Origin of the sequence: Kribbella sp. NPDC050820 (assembly GCF_040653975.1) — a bacterium.
GTDB lineage: Bacteria > Actinomycetota > Actinomycetes > Propionibacteriales > Kribbellaceae > Kribbella.
In genome coordinates, this window is sequence record NZ_JBFAHB010000005.1 from 39,301 (window position 1) to 55,282 (window position 15,982).

17 protein-coding genes are annotated in these 15,982 nt (G+C 69.3%); 4 read left to right on the plus strand and 13 right to left on the minus strand.

Annotation, left to right across the window (positions count from 1 at the left end; all coding sequences use genetic code 11):
• Window positions 1-50 precede the first annotated feature (50 nt).
• The 4 genes from hpt to dacB form a co-directional block, all read right to left on the minus strand.
• Window positions 51-602 (minus strand): hypoxanthine phosphoribosyltransferase, encoded by a 552-nt coding sequence (gene hpt / locus AB0H36_RS06750; RefSeq protein WP_360517698.1) that lies wholly within the window; start codon window positions 600-602, stop codon window positions 51-53.
• Window positions 603-606: 4 nt separating this feature from the next.
• Window positions 607-1,671, minus strand: a complete 1,065-nt coding sequence (tilS, locus tag AB0H36_RS06755) for a tRNA lysidine(34) synthetase TilS (RefSeq protein ID WP_360517701.1) — start codon at window positions 1,669-1,671, stop codon at window positions 607-609.
• Window positions 1,643-2,737: a zinc-dependent metalloprotease gene (locus AB0H36_RS06760; protein ID WP_360517704.1), complete on the minus strand. Its 1,095-nt coding sequence runs from the start codon at window positions 2,735-2,737 to the stop codon at window positions 1,643-1,645. The genes tilS and AB0H36_RS06760 overlap by 29 nt, the downstream gene beginning before the upstream one ends.
• Window positions 2,738-2,857: 120 nt before the next feature.
• Entirely contained in the window at window positions 2,858-4,222 is a 1,365-nt protein-coding gene (gene dacB / locus AB0H36_RS06765; protein WP_360517707.1) for a D-alanyl-D-alanine carboxypeptidase/D-alanyl-D-alanine-endopeptidase, read from the minus strand.
• Window positions 4,223-4,272: 50 nt separating this feature from the next.
• Between dacB and AB0H36_RS06770 the strand changes: the two genes are divergently transcribed.
• Window positions 4,273-4,761 (plus strand): inorganic diphosphatase, encoded by a 489-nt coding sequence (locus AB0H36_RS06770; RefSeq protein WP_360517710.1) that lies wholly within the window; start codon window positions 4,273-4,275, stop codon window positions 4,759-4,761.
• Between the two features lie 12 nt (window positions 4,762-4,773).
• Here AB0H36_RS06770 and AB0H36_RS06775 read toward each other — a convergent pair whose 3' ends face one another.
• The 5 genes from AB0H36_RS06775 to AB0H36_RS06795 all read right to left on the minus strand — a co-directional run bounded on the left by AB0H36_RS06775 (window position 4,774) and on the right by AB0H36_RS06795 (window position 9,649).
• Window positions 4,774-4,953, minus strand: a complete 180-nt coding sequence (locus tag AB0H36_RS06775; RefSeq protein ID WP_360517713.1) for a hypothetical protein — start codon at window positions 4,951-4,953, stop codon at window positions 4,774-4,776.
• Complete coding sequence (locus AB0H36_RS06780) at window positions 4,953-6,353, minus strand: C40 family peptidase (RefSeq protein ID WP_360517716.1); 1,401 nt, start codon at window positions 6,351-6,353, stop codon at window positions 4,953-4,955. The genes AB0H36_RS06775 and AB0H36_RS06780 overlap by 1 nt, the downstream gene beginning before the upstream one ends.
• 252 nt (window positions 6,354-6,605) lie before the next feature.
• Window positions 6,606-7,424 (minus strand): endonuclease/exonuclease/phosphatase family protein, encoded by an 819-nt coding sequence (locus AB0H36_RS06785; RefSeq protein WP_360517719.1) that lies wholly within the window; start codon window positions 7,422-7,424, stop codon window positions 6,606-6,608.
• Window positions 7,425-7,487: 63 nt separating this feature from the next.
• Entirely contained in the window at window positions 7,488-8,561 is a 1,074-nt protein-coding gene (locus tag AB0H36_RS06790) for an oxidoreductase (RefSeq protein ID WP_360517722.1), read from the minus strand.
• A 20-nt stretch (window positions 8,562-8,581) separates the two neighbouring features.
• Window positions 8,582-9,649, minus strand: a complete 1,068-nt coding sequence (locus AB0H36_RS06795; RefSeq protein ID WP_360517725.1) for a ThuA domain-containing protein — start codon at window positions 9,647-9,649, stop codon at window positions 8,582-8,584.
• 161 nt (window positions 9,650-9,810) lie between these two features.
• On the opposite strand from AB0H36_RS06795, the gene AB0H36_RS06800 reads away from it, so the two are divergent.
• Window positions 9,811-10,695 carry a bile acid:sodium symporter family protein gene (locus tag AB0H36_RS06800; RefSeq protein WP_360517728.1) on the plus strand — a complete coding sequence of 295 codons (885 nt, stop codon included), beginning with the start codon at window positions 9,811-9,813 and terminating at the stop codon, window positions 10,693-10,695.
• On the opposite strand, the gene AB0H36_RS06805 is transcribed toward AB0H36_RS06800, so the two are convergent.
• On the minus strand, window positions 10,671-11,516 hold the full coding sequence (locus AB0H36_RS06805; RefSeq protein ID WP_360517731.1) for a helix-turn-helix transcriptional regulator: 846 nt from the start codon (window positions 11,514-11,516) through the stop codon (window positions 10,671-10,673). The two genes, AB0H36_RS06800 and AB0H36_RS06805, sit on opposite strands and share 25 nt — an antisense overlap.
• A 100-nt stretch (window positions 11,517-11,616) precedes the next feature.
• Here AB0H36_RS06805 and AB0H36_RS06810 point away from each other — a divergent pair, with 100 nt between their 5' ends.
• The gene (locus AB0H36_RS06810; protein WP_360517734.1) at window positions 11,617-12,360 is read left to right on the plus strand and encodes an SDR family NAD(P)-dependent oxidoreductase; all 744 of its coding nucleotides are present in this window, start codon (window positions 11,617-11,619) and stop codon (window positions 12,358-12,360) included.
• A gap of 43 nt (window positions 12,361-12,403) precedes the next feature.
• Window positions 12,404-13,228 carry a hypothetical protein gene (locus AB0H36_RS06815; RefSeq protein WP_360517737.1) on the plus strand — a complete coding sequence of 275 codons (825 nt, stop codon included), beginning with the start codon at window positions 12,404-12,406 and terminating at the stop codon, window positions 13,226-13,228.
• On the opposite strand, the gene AB0H36_RS06820 is transcribed toward AB0H36_RS06815, so the two are convergent.
• The 3 genes from AB0H36_RS06820 to AB0H36_RS06830 all read right to left on the minus strand — a co-directional run bounded on the left by AB0H36_RS06820 (window position 13,225) and on the right by AB0H36_RS06830 (window position 15,857).
• Window positions 13,225-13,524 (minus strand): thiamine-binding protein, encoded by a 300-nt coding sequence (locus AB0H36_RS06820; protein ID WP_360517740.1) that lies wholly within the window; start codon window positions 13,522-13,524, stop codon window positions 13,225-13,227. The genes AB0H36_RS06815 and AB0H36_RS06820 overlap by 4 nt on opposite strands.
• A 159-nt stretch (window positions 13,525-13,683) precedes the next feature.
• A complete protein-coding gene (locus tag AB0H36_RS06825) occupies window positions 13,684-15,240 on the minus strand; it encodes an MDR family MFS transporter (protein WP_360517743.1) in 1,557 nt (518 codons plus the stop codon).
• Complete coding sequence (locus AB0H36_RS06830) at window positions 15,237-15,857, minus strand: TetR family transcriptional regulator (protein ID WP_360517746.1); 621 nt, start codon at window positions 15,855-15,857, stop codon at window positions 15,237-15,239. The genes AB0H36_RS06825 and AB0H36_RS06830 overlap by 4 nt, the downstream gene beginning before the upstream one ends.
• Window positions 15,858-15,982: the final 125 nt, after the last annotated feature.

Here is a 15,982-nt window from a genome sequence, read left to right on the forward strand (position 1 = left end):
TGCCTTGCGGGCCAGACCGGGGTGGTGGGGTGGGGAAGGTATTAGCGCAGTCAGGAGTAGACGTGCGGGGCGAGCGTCGCGACGCAGCGCAGGTTCCGGTACTTCTCTGCGTAGTCGAGCCCGTACCCGACGACGAACTCGTCCGGCAGCTCCAGGCCGACGTACTTCACCGGGACCGCCATCTTGGCCGCGTCCGGCTTCACGAACGCGGTGCACAGCTCCAGCGAGGCGGGTTTGCGGGACTCCAGGTTGCTGACCAGCCAGCTCAGCGTCAGCCCGGTGTCGATGATGTCCTCGACGATCAGCACGTGCCGGTTGGTGATGTCGGTGTCCAGGTCCTTCTGGATCCGGACCACGCCGGACGACTTGGTGCCCGACCCGTACGACGAGATGGCCATCCAGTCCATCTCCACGTGCCGGTTGAACGACCGGGCCAGGTCGGCCATCACCATCACCGCGCCGCGCAGGACGCCGACGAGGAGCAGGTCCTTGCCCTCGTAGTCCCGCTCGATCCGGCCGGCCAGCTCCCGCAGCTTCGCCTGGATCTGGTCCTCGGTGTAATGGATCTTGGTCAGGTCCTTCTCGATGTCCGCCGCATCCACGCGATCAGCCTGTCACATCCGGGCCCAGGACGATGAATCCGCCCCGTCTCGCCGCCCGGACGCCCTGCGGCAGGTCGATCCAGCGCTGCCCGCGCCAGCCGGTGACCAACGCGTCGATGGCCGCGATGTGCCCGGCGGTGAGGTCCGTCGCCCGGCACCCGGCTTCCAGCGCGGCCTGCCGCAGCACTCTGGTCCGCACGGCGTCCGGCTCGGCAGTCAGCGCGCCGACATCGCAGTGCACCTCATTGTCAGTACGACGTAGCGACGTCTCCGCAGCGTCAGCCGCGAGCATGTCGAGCGCATCCGCGTCGGCCCGGAGCAGTCCCGCCGTACGGGCCAGTGCCTCGATCACGCCGGGTCCGAGCGCCTCCTCCAGCACCGGGAGCACCTCGTGGCGCACCCGGACCCGCGCGAACAGCGGGTCCTCGTTGTGCGGGTCGTGCCACGGCCGCAGCCCGGACGCGATGCAGGCTGCCGCAGTGGTCGCCCGCGGCAGCTCCAGAAAGGGCCGGCGCAGCAGACCGGCGATCGGGGCCATCCCAGCGAGCGACCGCGCACCCGAGCCTCGGGCAAGCCCTAGCAATACAGTCTCGGCCTGGTCGTCCCGAGTGTGAGCCAGCAGTACGACGTCCGCCGCGAACTCGTCGGCCGCGTCGCGCAGAGCGTCGTACCGGGCCGTCCGGGCGGCTCCCTCGGGACCACCCTCGGTGCCGACCTCCACAGGTCGCACCTGGACCGGATCGAGGCCCAGCGACCGGCATTGGTCGGCAGCGACCTCCGCTGTGTGGGCGGAGTCTGCCTGCAGCCCGTGGTCGACGATGACGGCCCCTGCGCGCAGCTTGAGCTTCGAAGCCTCGAACGCAGTAGCTGCCGCCAGGGCCAGTGAGTCTGTGCCGCCGGAGCAGGCCACCAGAACGGTGGTGCCCTGGGGCAGCTCGGCCAGCGTGGCCCGCACTGCCTCCCGAGTCCGGGCTACGGCGGGGTGCAGCTTCCCCCTCCGGTGCTCGACGAGCTCCTCGGCCGCCGACCGGCTCGGCGGCTCAGCGGTGGAGTCGTGCGACCCAGGCATCGGGATTCGCGATCTCGTGCTTGGTGGGCAGAGTGTTCGGCCCGGTCCAGACCCGGTTGAAGCCTTCCATGCCGACCTGGTCGACCACTCGGCGGACGAACGCCGCGCCGTCCTTGTACTGCCGCAGCTTCGCGTCCAGCCCGAGTAGCCGCTTCAGCAGCTGGTCCACCGGGTTGCCGCTCTGCCGGCGGGACGTGAACTTGGACCGGATGGTGTCCACGGTCGGGATGACCGACGGCCCGACTCCGTCCATCACGAAGTCTGCGTGCCCTTCGAGCAGCGACATGACCGCGGTCAGCCGGTCCAGCACGGCCCGCTGCTCGGGCGACTGCATCAGGTCGACCAGACTCAGCTCGGCCTCACCGCGCACCGACCGCCCCAGCCGCTGCACGGCCTCCCGGAACATCGCCGCGTACGCCGACGCGTCCAGCTCGGCCTGGTCGAGGAACAGCGCGATCTCGGACCGCAGGTGGTCCCGCAGCCACGGCACCGCGGTGAACTGCACCCGGTGAGTCTCCTCGTGCAGGCACACCCACAGCCGGAAGTCCCGCGGTACGACGCCCAGTTCGGACTCGACATGCATGACGTTGGGCGCGACCAGCAGCAGCCGGCCGGTCAGCCCGGGCCGGTCCGGATCGGGCTGGGCCGGGTAGAACGGGTCGAACTGCCCCAGCACCCGGGAGGACAGGAACGCCAGCAGCGCACCGGCCTCGATCGCCGTCACCCGCGAGCCGACTGCCGACGACAGCCCACCGGTCCGCTCGGCCTTTTCGCGCAGCTTGTCCGCCAGCGGCTGCAGCACGGTGCGGAAGCCGTCCGCGTTCGCCTGCACCCAGCCGGGCCGGTCCACGATCACCACGGGCGCGGTGGCCGAGGTGGCCTGCAGCCCGGTGAACTCCCGCACGTGGTGCTCCGAGTCGGCCGCGAACTGGCGCAGCTCGGCGACCACCTGATCCGCCTCGGCGCGGCTGACCGCCGGGCCGGGCCGGAGCAGCTTGCGCGCTACTCCCGTCGCCAACTGCCAGTCGACCATCTCCGCCGCAGCCGGGCCTTCCGCCGTACTCATCCACGTCCTCGCTTCGCTCCGGGCGCGGATGAGGCACAAGGCACACTGCGCTCGATGATGAACTCGCTCCGCTCGTTCATGTGTCGACCCTAGTCGTATGTCCCAACATGCGCCCGCCGATCAGACCGCGCAGCCGCAATTGGCCAGGGCGGCGGCTGCTCTGTCGAGGGCTGCCCGGGCAGCCAGCGTCTTGGGAACCGGCACGCTGTCGGACGCCACCGCGAACACCAGCAGCGTGCCGGTGCGGTCACGGACCATCCCGGCCAGGCTGTGGACTCCGGTGAGCGTTCCGGTCTTCGCCCGGACCAGTCCGGTGCCCGTACCAGTGCCGACCACGCCGAACCGGTCCTCGAGGCTGCCGGTGAACCCAGCGACCGGCAGTCCGGTCAGGAGGTGCCGCAGCTCCGGGTGGTCCTCGGACGCGGCCACCCGGACCGCACCGGCCAGCACGTCCAGCGGGACGTGGTTCGTACGCGACAGCCCGCTGCCGTCCTCGATGGTGGCCTTGCTGACGTTCAGGCCGAGCTTGGTCAGCGTCGCCTTCACGCCCAGGACCCCACCGGCGTACGAGCCGCCGTTCTTGGTCGCCAGGCCGACATGCCGGAGCAGGACCTCGGCGCCGTCGTTGTCGCTGTGCAGGTTCACGTACTCGACGATCTCCCCGACCGTTGGCGACGCGACCTGCGCAAGCGACGTAGCGGTCGTCGGTGCGACAGCACGCCTCACAGCCCCGGTCACCATGATCCCGGCCGCCTTGAGCTGAGCAGCGAAGGCGGTGGCCGCGGCCTGTGACGGAGACGCGGCCCGCTTCGCCATACCTGGGCTCAGCCGGCCCTCGTTCACCCAGAGCGCCGACGTGGGGGCCGCGATGCCTTCGGTGATGTAGTTCGGCTGCCACTTCGCGTTGACCGGGGGTCCGGTAAACAGCGAGGCGTCGTACCCGAGCGTGACGCTTGTGATGCCCTGTGCCTTGAGCTCCTTCGCCGTACTGGCTGCCAGGGTCTGCAGGGACGCCCGCGTCGGGTAGTCAGTGGGGTCGGTCTGGCGCTTGATGGTCAGCAGCGGGTCGCCGCCACCCACCAGGACGATCGAGCCCTTCGCAGCGCTGACCACCTTGGTGGCGAACCTGTGGCCGGCTCCGAGCGTGTCCAGCGCCGACACCGTCGTCAGCAGCTTCAGCGTGGAGGCCGGCACGTACGGCGTGGCGGACCCGACCGAGAACACCGGCTTGCCGCGCGAGGCGTCGTACACGTAGATGCCCCGGTGCTTGCCCAGCGCCGGGTCGGCGAGGATCGCCGCCAGCGCCTTCTGCACGCCGGCTGCGGTCGGCGCGACCCCCTCCGCCTTCGCCGGGGCCAGCACGGCCGGCGCCTGGACCTGCGCGGTCGGGAGAGATCCGGGTACGGCGCCTGCTCCGCCCGCCAGGCTCACGCTGAGCGCTGTGGCGAGCAGCGTGACGAACGCCGCACGAGGAGGACGGACCACCGGGCTGCTCCTGTCAATTCGTCGGTCGGAACCGTGACAGTATCTGCCGTATGGAGTTCGACGTCTTCATCGAGATCCCCAAGGGCACCCGCAACAAGTACGAGCTGGACCACAAGACCAACCGGCTCCGCCTGGACCGGACCCTCTTCACGGCCACTCAGTACCCCTCCGACTACGGATTCATCGAGGAGACCCTCGGGCAGGACGGCGACCCGCTGGACGCGCTCGTGCTGCTGTCCGAGCCGACCTTCCCGGGCTGCCTGATCCGGGCCCGCGCGATCGGGATGTTCCGGATGACCGACGAGAAGGGCCCGGACGACAAGGTCGTCTGCGTCCCGGCCGGCGACCCGCGCCAGGAGCACCTGCGCGACATCCACCACCTGCCGGAGTTCGACCGGCTGGAGATCCAGCACTTCTTCGAGGTCTACAAGGACCTGGAGCCGGGCAAGTCGGTCGAGGGCGCGACCTGGGTCGGCCGGGCCGACGCCGAGGCCGAGATCAGCGCCTCCTTCGAGCGCCTGAAGACCGAAGGCCACTGAGCTCGGCCGATCTCACCAGCCGATCAGCGAGTACGTCGTGGTCGCCGGCCGCGCGGCCGGCTCCGGCGCGCCCGGGGCTTCGTTGCCCGTGGCACTCGACGGCGGCTGACCCGCCTCCGCGGCGACCGGCCGGCGGCGCCGGACCCGGGACATCGCGGAGGCGAGTTTCGCCTTGCTGCGCAGAGGTTTCATCACGGGCGGCCGAAGAAGTCCGGCGGTTCCCAGTAGTACACGCTGTCGATCTGCACCGGCTTGCCGGACCGCGGCGCGTGCACCATCCGGCCGTTGCCGAGGTACAGCGCGACGTGGTGGATCGTGCCGGGGTCGTCGGGGTCGGTCGACCAGAAGATCAGGTCGCCCGGCCGCAGCTCGTCCTCGTCGATGTGCCGGACCTGCTCGTACTGCGCGACGCTGTAGTGCGGCAGGTACACCCCGGCCTCCGCCCAGGCGCCCTGGGTCAGGCCGGAGCAGTCCCAGCGCGACGGCCCGGTGCCGCCCCACAGGTACATGTCGCCGATCTGGTCCAGCGCGAACTCGATCGCGGCGCTCGCCCCCTTCCGGGTCGGGCGGTCGTCCTCGCGCGGCCGGTCGGGCTGCTTCTTCTTCGGCGGCTTCGTGCCCGGGTTCTCCCGCTGCTGCTCGCGCCGCTCGCGCTCCTCCTGAGCCCGCTCGCGCTCCTCCCGGGCCCGCTCGGCCGCCGCTTCCCGGGCCCGCTCGGCGGCCTCCCGGGCGGCGATCCGGCGCTGCAACTCGGCGGCCTTCTTCGCGGCGAGGGCGGCGGCTCGCTGGCGCGCAAGCTCCTCGAGTCCCCGCTGCCGCTGGGCGGCCACCTGGACCGACGTGTTCTGCAGCACGGCGAGCTGCGTGATCGCCTGCTTGCGCTGGACGCCCATCGCGGTGACCGCGGACGCCTGCGCCTGCTCGGCCGCCTCCGCCGCGGCCTTCGCCTTCGCCGCCTCGTCGGTGGCCTTCTTCACCTTCTTGACGGCCTCGTCGGCCTGCACCTTGAACAGGTTCGCCATCACCTGGGTCGCGGTGAAGCGCAGGTAAGAACCCTGCATCGCGGCTGACACCGAGCGGGCCGCGCCGGCCGAGTCGAGCAGCTGCTGCGGACCCTCCGCGGTGAACAGCGGCGCGAGCTTCGCCACGTCACCACCACCCTGGTACGACGCCGCGGCGAACCGGCCGATCTGTTCCCGCTGGGTCGTCAGCGTCTTCTGCGCCTTGGCCGCCCGGGCCGCCGCCTGGGTGGCCTCGGCCTTCGCCTGCTGCAACCGGTAGACGGCGCCGTTGTAGGCCTCGTCGGCGATCCCGGACGCGACCCCGAGCTGCTCGAGCCGGGCGCTCGCGGCGGCCAACTGGTTCTCGATCGCCTGCACCTGGACGGCCTTCGCGGTGGCGGCCTGCTTGGCCCGCTCGACGGCGGCCTTGGACGGAATGACCGGCGGCTTCGGCTTGGCCTCGGCCTGGACCGGAATCACGGCCATCGAGCCGGCCAGACAGACCGCGAGCACCCCGGAGAGCAGCGCTCTGCCGGTCTTCCCAGTGCTCGCGACCCGCCCGCCGGACGTGGCCCCTGGGGGCGTCCGCATCGGGGTCGTTCCTTCCGCCGGTCACGAACCCCTTCCCCAGGGTTCGTGAACTTTTGGTCCTCCTGGACCTCATACGTGACACTAGTTGCCTGCAGCCCCATTGGGAACACCTTTCACACAAATAACTTTGTTTCACCTGCGTGTCGACTTGACAAACTACAAGCTTGTAATTCCGCGCTGACGGTCACCCGGAGCAATGCAACGGCGCCCGTCCGGCATCAGCCGGAGGGCGCCGTTCGGTGGTCGGAGCGGTCAGCGAAGGGTGTAGGAGGCGACGACCGGGAGGTGGTCGGACGCCGGCGAGACCGGGACCGACGCCTTCGTCGGCCGGAGCTGCGTGCTGTGCAGCAGGTAGTCGATCCGGGCGGTCGGGTTCTCGGCCGGCGAGGTGTACCCAGGCCCGGTCCCGACGGCCGGCCAGGTGTCGTTCAGCAGCGCCGTCAGCGTCTTGATCTCCGGCGTGTCCGGCCGGGCGTTCAGGTCGCCGACCAGCATCGTCGGCTGCTTCGAGGCGCCCAGGACCTCGACCACCTTCTGGGCCTGCTCCAGCCGCTCGGCGTTGTTGTTGTGCGTCAGGTGCGTGTTCGCGAACCGCAACTCGGCGCCGCGCACCTTGACCGTCGCGACCGCCAGACCGCGCTGCTCCTGGCCCGGGTACATCGGCAGCAGCGTGTTGGTGAAGTCCTTGATCGGGTACTTCGACAGGATCGCCGTACCGTACTGACGGCGCGGCTCGCCCGGGTTCAACGGCGGCAGGTCGAGGTTGGCGGCGTACCCGTAGTGCATCTTCAGCCGCTGGGCGAACCAGGCCGGCTGGTCGACCCAGTTGCTCCGCTCGCTCCAGTGCCGGTCCACCTCCTGCAGCCCGATCACGTCCGCGCCGGTCTTCTCCAGCAGTACGGCGATCCGCTCGAGGTCCAGGACGCCGTCGATCCCGGCGCCGTGGTGGATGTTGTAGGTCGCCACGGTCAGCGGGCGACCGGGCCGGTCGGTCGTCCCCGCCTCGGCGGCGGCCGTAGTCGGTAGGAGCATCAACAGTCCCGCAATAGTCCCCAGCACCAGTTTGCGCATGCCCTCATCCTGTCGGGTGGTCGGCGACCCCCGCACGACGTACGGGTGTCGCCGACCTGAACATCAGCGCGTCAGCCGTGCGACCGCGCCCTTGGCCCCGGACGCCCAGCACCCCGCCTTGCTCCCGTGGCCGGCGCACTCGACGCTGTCGAAGCTGCCGTCGTAGAACTGCTTCCAGCTGCGTCCGCCGTCGTAGCTGACGTCGCTGCCCGACGGACCCACGGCGATGACGGTAGCGGGCGTGTTCGGCACGAACGCGGACCCACTCCGGTACCCCTTCGGCGCCTGCTCGGCCGGGACCAGCTTCCAGCTGCGGCCGCCGTCGTACGTCACCGATGCGGCCCGCACCGCCTCGGTCGGCTTGAGGAAGTCACCGCCGACGGCGACGCCGAACAGCCCGTTGCGGAAGGCGAGGCTGAAGATGCCCGCCGCCTCGCCACTGGCCATCGGCGAGTCGGCGACCGTCCAGTGCTTGCCTCCGTCAACGGTCCGGAACACCCGCGGCCGGTCCCCGCCGCCGGTCGCGAACCACGCCGTCCGCCCGGGCCCGGCGACCAGGCAGGTCCCGCTGGCCGCGAACGCGAACTCACCGGGCAGCGCGGCCGGCATCCCGGCCGTCGACTGCACCTGCCACGACTTGCCGCCGTCCGCAGTCGCCAGGATCCGGAACTTCCCGTCGACCGGGTCGCTCAACGCCAGCCCACGCTTGTTGTCCCAGAAGTCGAGGCAGTCGTAGAACGCGTTCGGGTCGGGGTTGCGGAACGTCTCGGTCCACGACTTCCCGCCGTCCTCGGTCCGGTAGACGCGCGAGTCCGTCCCGTTCCCGATCGACAGCACGACGGCGCGCTTCGCGTCGAACGCCTCGACATCGCGGAACTGCACCGTCTCGGCCCCGGGCGGGCTGACGTTCTGCCAGCTCTTCCCACCGTCGACGGTCCGCAGCACCTGCCCGCCCGACCCGCCGACCCAGGCGACGTCCTTGCTCACCGCAGCCAGCCCGCGGAACTGCGCCGTACTCCCGGTCGGCGTCAGCTCCCACTGGTACGACGGCTGCCCGCCCGCCTGGGCGGCGGGGACGAGCTGGGACATCAACAGCAGACCTCCTGCCGCAACAGCGGCCACACGCAGGATTCTCATGCCGGGAACCTAGCCCAGATTCACATCCCGGTCAGCCGGAAAGACTGAGCAGAATTTCCGCTGCAGGTGAGTTGGACCAACTGGGTGCTGTCGGCGGTGGAGCCGTTCGGGACGGTCAGGCATTTGTTGCTCAGGCGGCTGACGAAATGGAAATAGCCATCGCCCGCCGACACGGCTTTCCACTGCTGGTTTGCGCCACCGCCGTACGTCCACAACTGCAGGCCGGCATTGTCGGCGGACGAGACGTTGGTGACGTCGATCGACTTGGTGGCGTCGTTGCGGTTGTTGACCCGGGTGAATCCGTCGGACGTCGGCTGGAACTGGTTCTGCGCCGGGCCGTCGAAGGTCGACGAGAGCCGGGTGTTGGTCTCGTAGTTCATCGCGTTGTGGCCGAAGTTGGCGTAGATCATCTTGTAGTTCTTGTTGGTCCAGACGATCGGGTAGTAGCCGCTGTACCAGGTCTGGTTCGCGTCGGTGCCGACCGGGAAGCTGGACGAGTCGATCGAGGCCAGGATCTGGATGTCGGCGTTGTTCCGCAGGTCGTTCTGCCAGCTGTACCACTCGCTCACCGACGACCGGAACGTCGCGCCGGTGTTCACCAGCGCAGGGTGCGACCGGTTCTCCGCCTTCAGCGTGACCGCGGTCGGTCCCCAGGTGTTCGACTTGAACCGCCCGGTGCCGAGGAAGGTGTTGTTGAACCACGCCCAGCCGCCGCTCGCGTCGTTGTACGCGGTCACGTGGAAGCCGAAGAACGCGCCACCGTTGTTCATGTACCGCTGGAACCCGGTCCGCTGCGCGTCGGTGTGCGGCGAGTCGTCCAGGAACATCACCACCTGGTACTGCGCGGCGCTCAGGTTGTTCAGCTGGTCCCAGTTGCTCGTCGCCGTGTAGGTGAACCCGTTCTGCGCCCCGAACTGCGGGAACCGCTGGTTCGCCTCCTTCACGAAGTCGATGTGCGCGGGATCCCAGGTGCCGCTGTAGAACGCGAGCACGTTGAAGGTGGCGGCCGGCTGCGCGGCCGCCGTACTGCCGGAGACCAGGCAGAGCAGCAGCGCGAGCAGGGCAGGCAGCAGTTTCCGAGCGGCCATGGCCGGATCCCCTCAGTCATGGAGTGATTACGCAATGAGATTGCAGAACTTAAATTAACTCATGACGAAAAGCCGGTAAAGGGTCCGCCGGTCCCGGAACTCTTGCCGTCCGGCCGTCCCGCTGTCACTCTGAGCCACCGACCTTGGAAGGGGGCCTGCCGATGGACGAATCCGTGCTCACCTCGGTGCTGCTGCCGATCGCCCTGGTGATCATCATGCTCGGCCTCGGCCTGACCCTGACCGTCGGGGATTTCAGCCGGGTACTACGGATGCCGCGGGCAGTCCTGGTGGCACTCGGCGTCCAGGTGATCCTGGTGCCGCTGATCTGCTTCGGCCTGGTCAAGCTGTTCGACCTGGCGCCGGCCCTGGCCGTCGGGATGATGCTGCTGGCCGCCTCCCCCGGCGGCACTACGGCCAACCTGTTCAGCCACCTGGCCGGCGGCGACGTCGCCCTCAACGTCACCCTGACCGCAGTGAACTCGGTGCTCGCCGTGGTCACCCTGCCGATCGTGGTCAACCTGTCTCTCGACCACTTCCTCGGCGACGGAGAGATCGGCCTGCAACCGGCGAAGATGCTGCAGGTGTTCGCGATCGTGCTGGTCCCGGTCGCGCTCGGCATGCTGATCCGCAACAAGCTGCCCGCGTTCGCCGACCGGATGGCGCGGCCGGTGAAGATCGGCTCGATCGTCGTGCTGGTGCTGGTGATCTTCGCCGCCATCTACAGCGAGCGCGACAACTTCCTCGACTACATCGCCGCCGTGGGCGTGGTCGCCGTCCTGCTGAACGTCATCAGTCTCGCTGTCGGGTACGCCGTACCGCGGCTGGCCAACCTTGGTGAGCGACAGTCGATCGCCTGCTCGATGGAGATCGGCATCCACAACGCCACGCTGGCGCTCACGATCGCGCTGAGCCCGACGCTGCTCGGCAACAGCGAGATGTCCATCCCGGTGGCCGTCTACGGCATCGTGATGTTCTTCCCGACCGCGCTCTTCGCGTTCTACCTGAGTCGCCGTACGGCGGTTCAGCGCGCCGGATCGAGTGTCTGACTGCCCAGCACGGACAGTAGTTGCAGCTTCTCCGCGCTCTCGCTGCCGGGCGTCGCCGTGAAGACCACGAGCGTCTGCTGCTGATCCCGGTTGTCGATGACCTCGCAGTACAGCTCGAGCTCGCCGACGACCGGGTGGTTGAAGTGCTTCGTCCGGCTGTGCGCGACGCCGACCTCGTGCCGGTCCCAGATCTCGGCGAACTCGGGGCTGAGCTTCTGCAGGGTCTTGACGAGGGTGGCGGCGTACGACTTCGGGCCGTCCGCGGTGGCGACCGAGCGGAGCATCGAGACCAGCATCCGGCTGTGCGTCGCGACCTCCTGCTCCAGGTACAGCGTCCGGGACGCCGGATCGGTGAACCAGCGGTAGGCCTCGCTCCGCTCGAGGCCCTCGTGGTTGGTCTGCTCACCGGCGAACGCGACGTGCGCCGGGGTCTGCGCGAGGGTGTCGCCGCACCGGTTGGGAAGCAGCGCGGGCGTGTCCTGCAGCCGGTCGAGGATCCGCAGCATCCCTGGGTCGACGTGACAGGCCCGGGTCGTCCGCGGCGGCGTCCCGTGGCCGGCGAGCACGAACAGGTGGTCGCGCTCCTCCGTCGTCAGCCGCAACGCGCGGGCGATCGCCCCCAGCATGTCGACCGACGGCTGCGGTCCCCGGCCGCCTTCGAGCCGGCTGTAGTAGTCGGCCGACATCGACGCCAGCGCCGCGACCTCCTCCCGCCGGAGACCAGGCGTACGGCGACGCCGGCCGCGCGGCATCCCGACGTCCTCGGGCTGCAGGGCCTCGCGTCGTTTGCGCAGGAAATCTGACAGGTCGCCGTACTCCATGTCCTCCAGTCTGTCGGACGGATCGGCGTTATCCAGGGCTTGCCGATCCGTGGTTAACGGCAGCCTGGTTACCGTCGCCGGCCTCGCGAAGGCTGGAGCCATGAAAACGACTGGCAACACGATCTTCATGACCGGCGGCACGTCCGGGATCGGCCTCGAGCTGGCCCGGCGGTTCCGCGACCTCGGCAACACCGTGATCATCAGCGGCCGCCGCAAGGACCTGCTGGACCGGATCGCGGCCGAGGACGGGATCGCGGGCATCACCCTCGACGTCGCCGACCCGGACTCGATCAAGGCCGCCTTCGCGACGGTCACCACTGAGCACCCCGAACTCAACGTGGTCGTCACGATGGCCGGGATCATGGTCGAGGAGGACCTCCGCGACCCGGCGCACCTGACCACGTCCGAGCAGGTGATCGACATCAACCTGCTCGGCACGATCCGCACGCTCACCGCGTTCACGCCGTACCTGCTGACCAAGCCGGATGCGGTGATCATGACGGTGAGCTCCGGCCTGGCGTTCGTCCCGCTGGTGGACACCCCGACGTACAGCGCGACCAAGGCCGCCGTCCACAGCTACACGCAGAGCCTGCGGATCCAGCTGGCCGACACCGGTGTCCAGGTGATCGAGCTGGTGCCGCCGGCGGTTCAGACCGGCCTGCTGAACGGCGTACCGGACCCGGAGTGGATGCCGCTCGACGAGTTCGTCGACGAGTCGGTCAAGCTGCTCCAGGACCAGCCGGACGCCGACGAGATCCTGGTCGACCGGGTCCGTTTCCTCCGCGACGCCGAACGCGAGAACCGTTACGACACAACAGTCGCTGCACTGAACCCCGCGCGCTGAACCATACTTGTTGAGTACGCAAGTTCGGGGGGCGGTGAGGCGTGTGGCGGAGACGATCGGACGAGAGACTCGTGCCGGCCGCCTGTTGCGCTGGTGGAGGCGTCGCTTCCAGTCGCCGACCGAGCCCTTCGACACCGTGTGCCGGGAGCTCATCGACGCCAACGGCGGCCCGGCGCTGCGGGCGCACCTGTACCGGGACGACCCCGGCCACGAGCAGGAATCGGAACAGCGAGTAGTCGCCGACCTCACGCTGCTCGTGCTGCACCCGGCCGAGGACGAGCTGACCGCGGAGATGCGCCGGGTCGTGGTCGTGGCCGCCGCCCTGGGCGATCATCCGGTCGCCCGGATCGCCCAGCGCAAGATCCTGGCCGCCGGCGACCAGACCCTCGTCGACGAGGTGTACGAGCTCGCGGACCACGTGCCACGGCTCGCCGACTTCTGCCGGGAGCACGAGCTGACGCCGTCCGAGCCGGCGCGGCGGACCGTGTTCTGGCTGCTGACGGGCGAGTACGACAGGTACCGCCGCGCCGATCCGTACGGCGCGGCGGCGGCTGCTGCCTATGCGGCGGCCGACAGCGATGGGCGAGCCCGCATGCGGAGTGCGGCGATCGACGGCGGTCTCTTCGAGTTCCTTCGCCGGATGGTGGAGGACCCCGCGGAGTTCGCCGACCTGCTGCGCGGTGAGCAGTTCCTCGAGCTCAGTGCAGGTTTGGCCCGGCACGAACGCTGGAGCCTGCTCTGGGAGCTCCTCGCCGAAGTGCCGACCGCCACGGCCGTCGAGCGCTCCCGCCTGTTCCCAGCCGACTGGCGACCCGCCACTCCGGAAGCCCGACGACGCCTGGCCGACCTACGGTCAGCACAGAACTAGTCGGACAGCTCCTGCTCGATCCGCTCGACCTTTGCCGTCAGCTGCCCGGTGAACCCGGGCCGGATGTCGGCCTTCAGCACGAGGCCGACCCGCGGGGAGACGGCCGCCACCGCGTCGACGGCCTGCTTGACCACGGCCATCACCTCGTCCCACTCCCCCTCGATGTTGGTGAACATCGCGTTGGTCTCGTTCGGCAACCCGGAGGCGCGCACCACGCGGACGGCCTCGGCCACCGCCTGGCTCACGCCCCCGGTCTCGTCACCACCGGAAGGGCTGATGCTGAATGCAACGATCATGCGTCTAGCGTCCCACTGGCGACGTCGTTTGCACGATGGCGGTGTCCAGGTGCGTGCATCGCAAGGCGGAGGAGCGTCCTCGATGCGGGGTTCATCGTGGATGCTCCTCCAACGCAGCGAGGTGCGTGCCTGGGCGCCGCCAGCGTGTGAAGGACGTTGTCAGTGGGGCGCTGGCTTGCCAGCCTCCTCCTCCTCGGCGGCGCGGCGTTCGGTGGCTGAGGTGGTCAGGAGGGCTTTCTCCTTGATGAAGAGGATGGCGACCAGCGCCAGGACGGCGATCGGGACCGAGATCATGAACAGGTCCGCGGTCGCGTTCCCGTACGCCTCCTGCACCGCCACCTTCACCTCCTCCGGCAGCGTGTTGATGTCCGGTACGGCGCCGCCGCCCTGCGAACCGTCCATCCCGAGCGACGTCGCGACCCTGTTCGCCAGCACCGCGCCCAGCGCGCTGACGCCGATCGTGCCGCCCATGCTGCGGAAGAAGCTCACCACCGACGTCGCCGCACCGAGCTCACGCGCCGGTACGTCGTTCTGCGCGGCGAGCACCAGGTTCTGCATCACCAGGCCGACGCCGACACCGAGGACGGCCATGAACACCGACATCCGGAACGTCCCGGTGTGCGCGTCGATCGTGCCCAGCAGCGCCAGCCCGACCGGCAACAGCACGCCGCCGATGACCAGGTAGATCTTCCACTTGCCGTACTTCGTGATCAGCCCACCGGCGATCGTGGACGAGATCAGCATGCCGAAGATCATCGGCAGGCTCATCAGGCCGGCCGACGTCGGCGAGTGTCCCTGGGCAATCTGGAAGTACTGCGACAGGAACACCGAGCCACCGAACATCGCCAGGCCGACCAGCATGCTGGCGACCACCGACAGGGTGACCGTGCGGTTGCGGAACAGGTCCAACGGGATGATCGGCTCCGGGTGCCGCGCCTCGACCACGCCGGCGATCGCGAGCGCGACCACGGCGATGCCGACCAGCACCAAGCTCCAGCCGGACACCCAGTCGAACTTGCTCCCGGCGAACGTCGACCAGACCAGGACGATGCTCACGCCACTGGTGATCAGCAGTGCGCCCCACCAGTCGATCCTGACGTCCCGCCGTACCGTCGGCAGGTGCAAGGTGCGCTGCAGCAGGATGATCGCGGCCAGGCTGAACGGGACGCCGACCAGGAAGCAGGCCCGCCAGCCGAGCGGCGAGTCGACCAGGAAGCCGCCGAGCAGCGGGCCGCCGACGGTCGCCGAGGCGAAGATCGCGCCGAAGATGCCGGAGTACCGGCCGAGCTCACGCGGCGGGATGATCGCCGCCATCACGATCTGCACGAGCGCGGTCAGGCCACCGGCGCCGATGCCCTGGACGACCCGGCTGGCCAGCAGCAACTCGACGTTCGGAGTCAGGCCGGCGACCAGCGAGCCGATCACGAAGAACGCGAGCGACAGCTGGACCAGCAGCTTGTTGTTGTAGAGGTCGGCGAGCTTGCCCCACAACGGCACGGTGGCCGTCATCGCGAGCAGCTCGACGGTGACCACCCAGGTGTAGACGGACTGACTGGCCTCCAGCTCGGAGATGATCCGCGGCAGCGCGGTGGACACGACGGTGCCGGCGAGCACGGCGACCAGCATGCCCATCATCAGGCCGGAGATGGCCTGGGTGGTCTGTCGTGGCGTGAGTGCGACCGGCGCCTCCGGTTGAGGCGACGAGGTCGTCGTCATGAGTGACCTTTCTCGGTACTGTCGAAGCCGGGGTCGATGCCCTCGGCAAGTAGTCGGAAGCCTTCGCCGACCAGCTCGCTGACGCGCCGGTCGGGAGTCTGTTTGTGCAGCTCCATCGCCACCCGGCAGGCGGCGCCGGCCGCGCTGACGACGAGGGCGGGCCGTACGGCGGTCGCCGGCTCGCCCATCCGCTCCGCGAGGGCGGCGGTGAGCCGGCGTTCGTCGTCGAAGCTGGACACCATCAGCTGGTAGACCAGGTTCGGCGACTGCATGATCAGCTCACCGCGACGCGACAACTCGCCGTCGCTCTCCAGGTCCTGCAGCACCTCCCGGACGACGTGCCACATCAGGGTCAGCGGTGAGACCTCGGCGGGCGCGGTCCGCATCAGCTCCAGCGCACGCTCCAAGTGCTCGGGGTTGCGCCCGAGGATCGCGTGCTCCTTGTGCGGGAAGTAGTTGAAGAAGGTCCGCACCGACACGTCGGCCGCCTCGGCGATCTCCTCGACCGTGACGTTCTCCGGCCCCTTCTCCAGCGCCAGCCGCAGCGCCGCGTCGGCCAGCGCCGCCCGCGTCTCGCGCTTCTTCCGCTCCCGCAACCCACCCGCTGCCTGTCTCACCCGACCAGGCTAGGTAGAATTTTGCACTCACTGCAAACTATTAATCATGAAACTTTGCAGCCACGCACAAATCTGCCGGCAACGATCTCCGGTCGGGTAGAATGAGGTGGCAGCCTCCGGTGCGG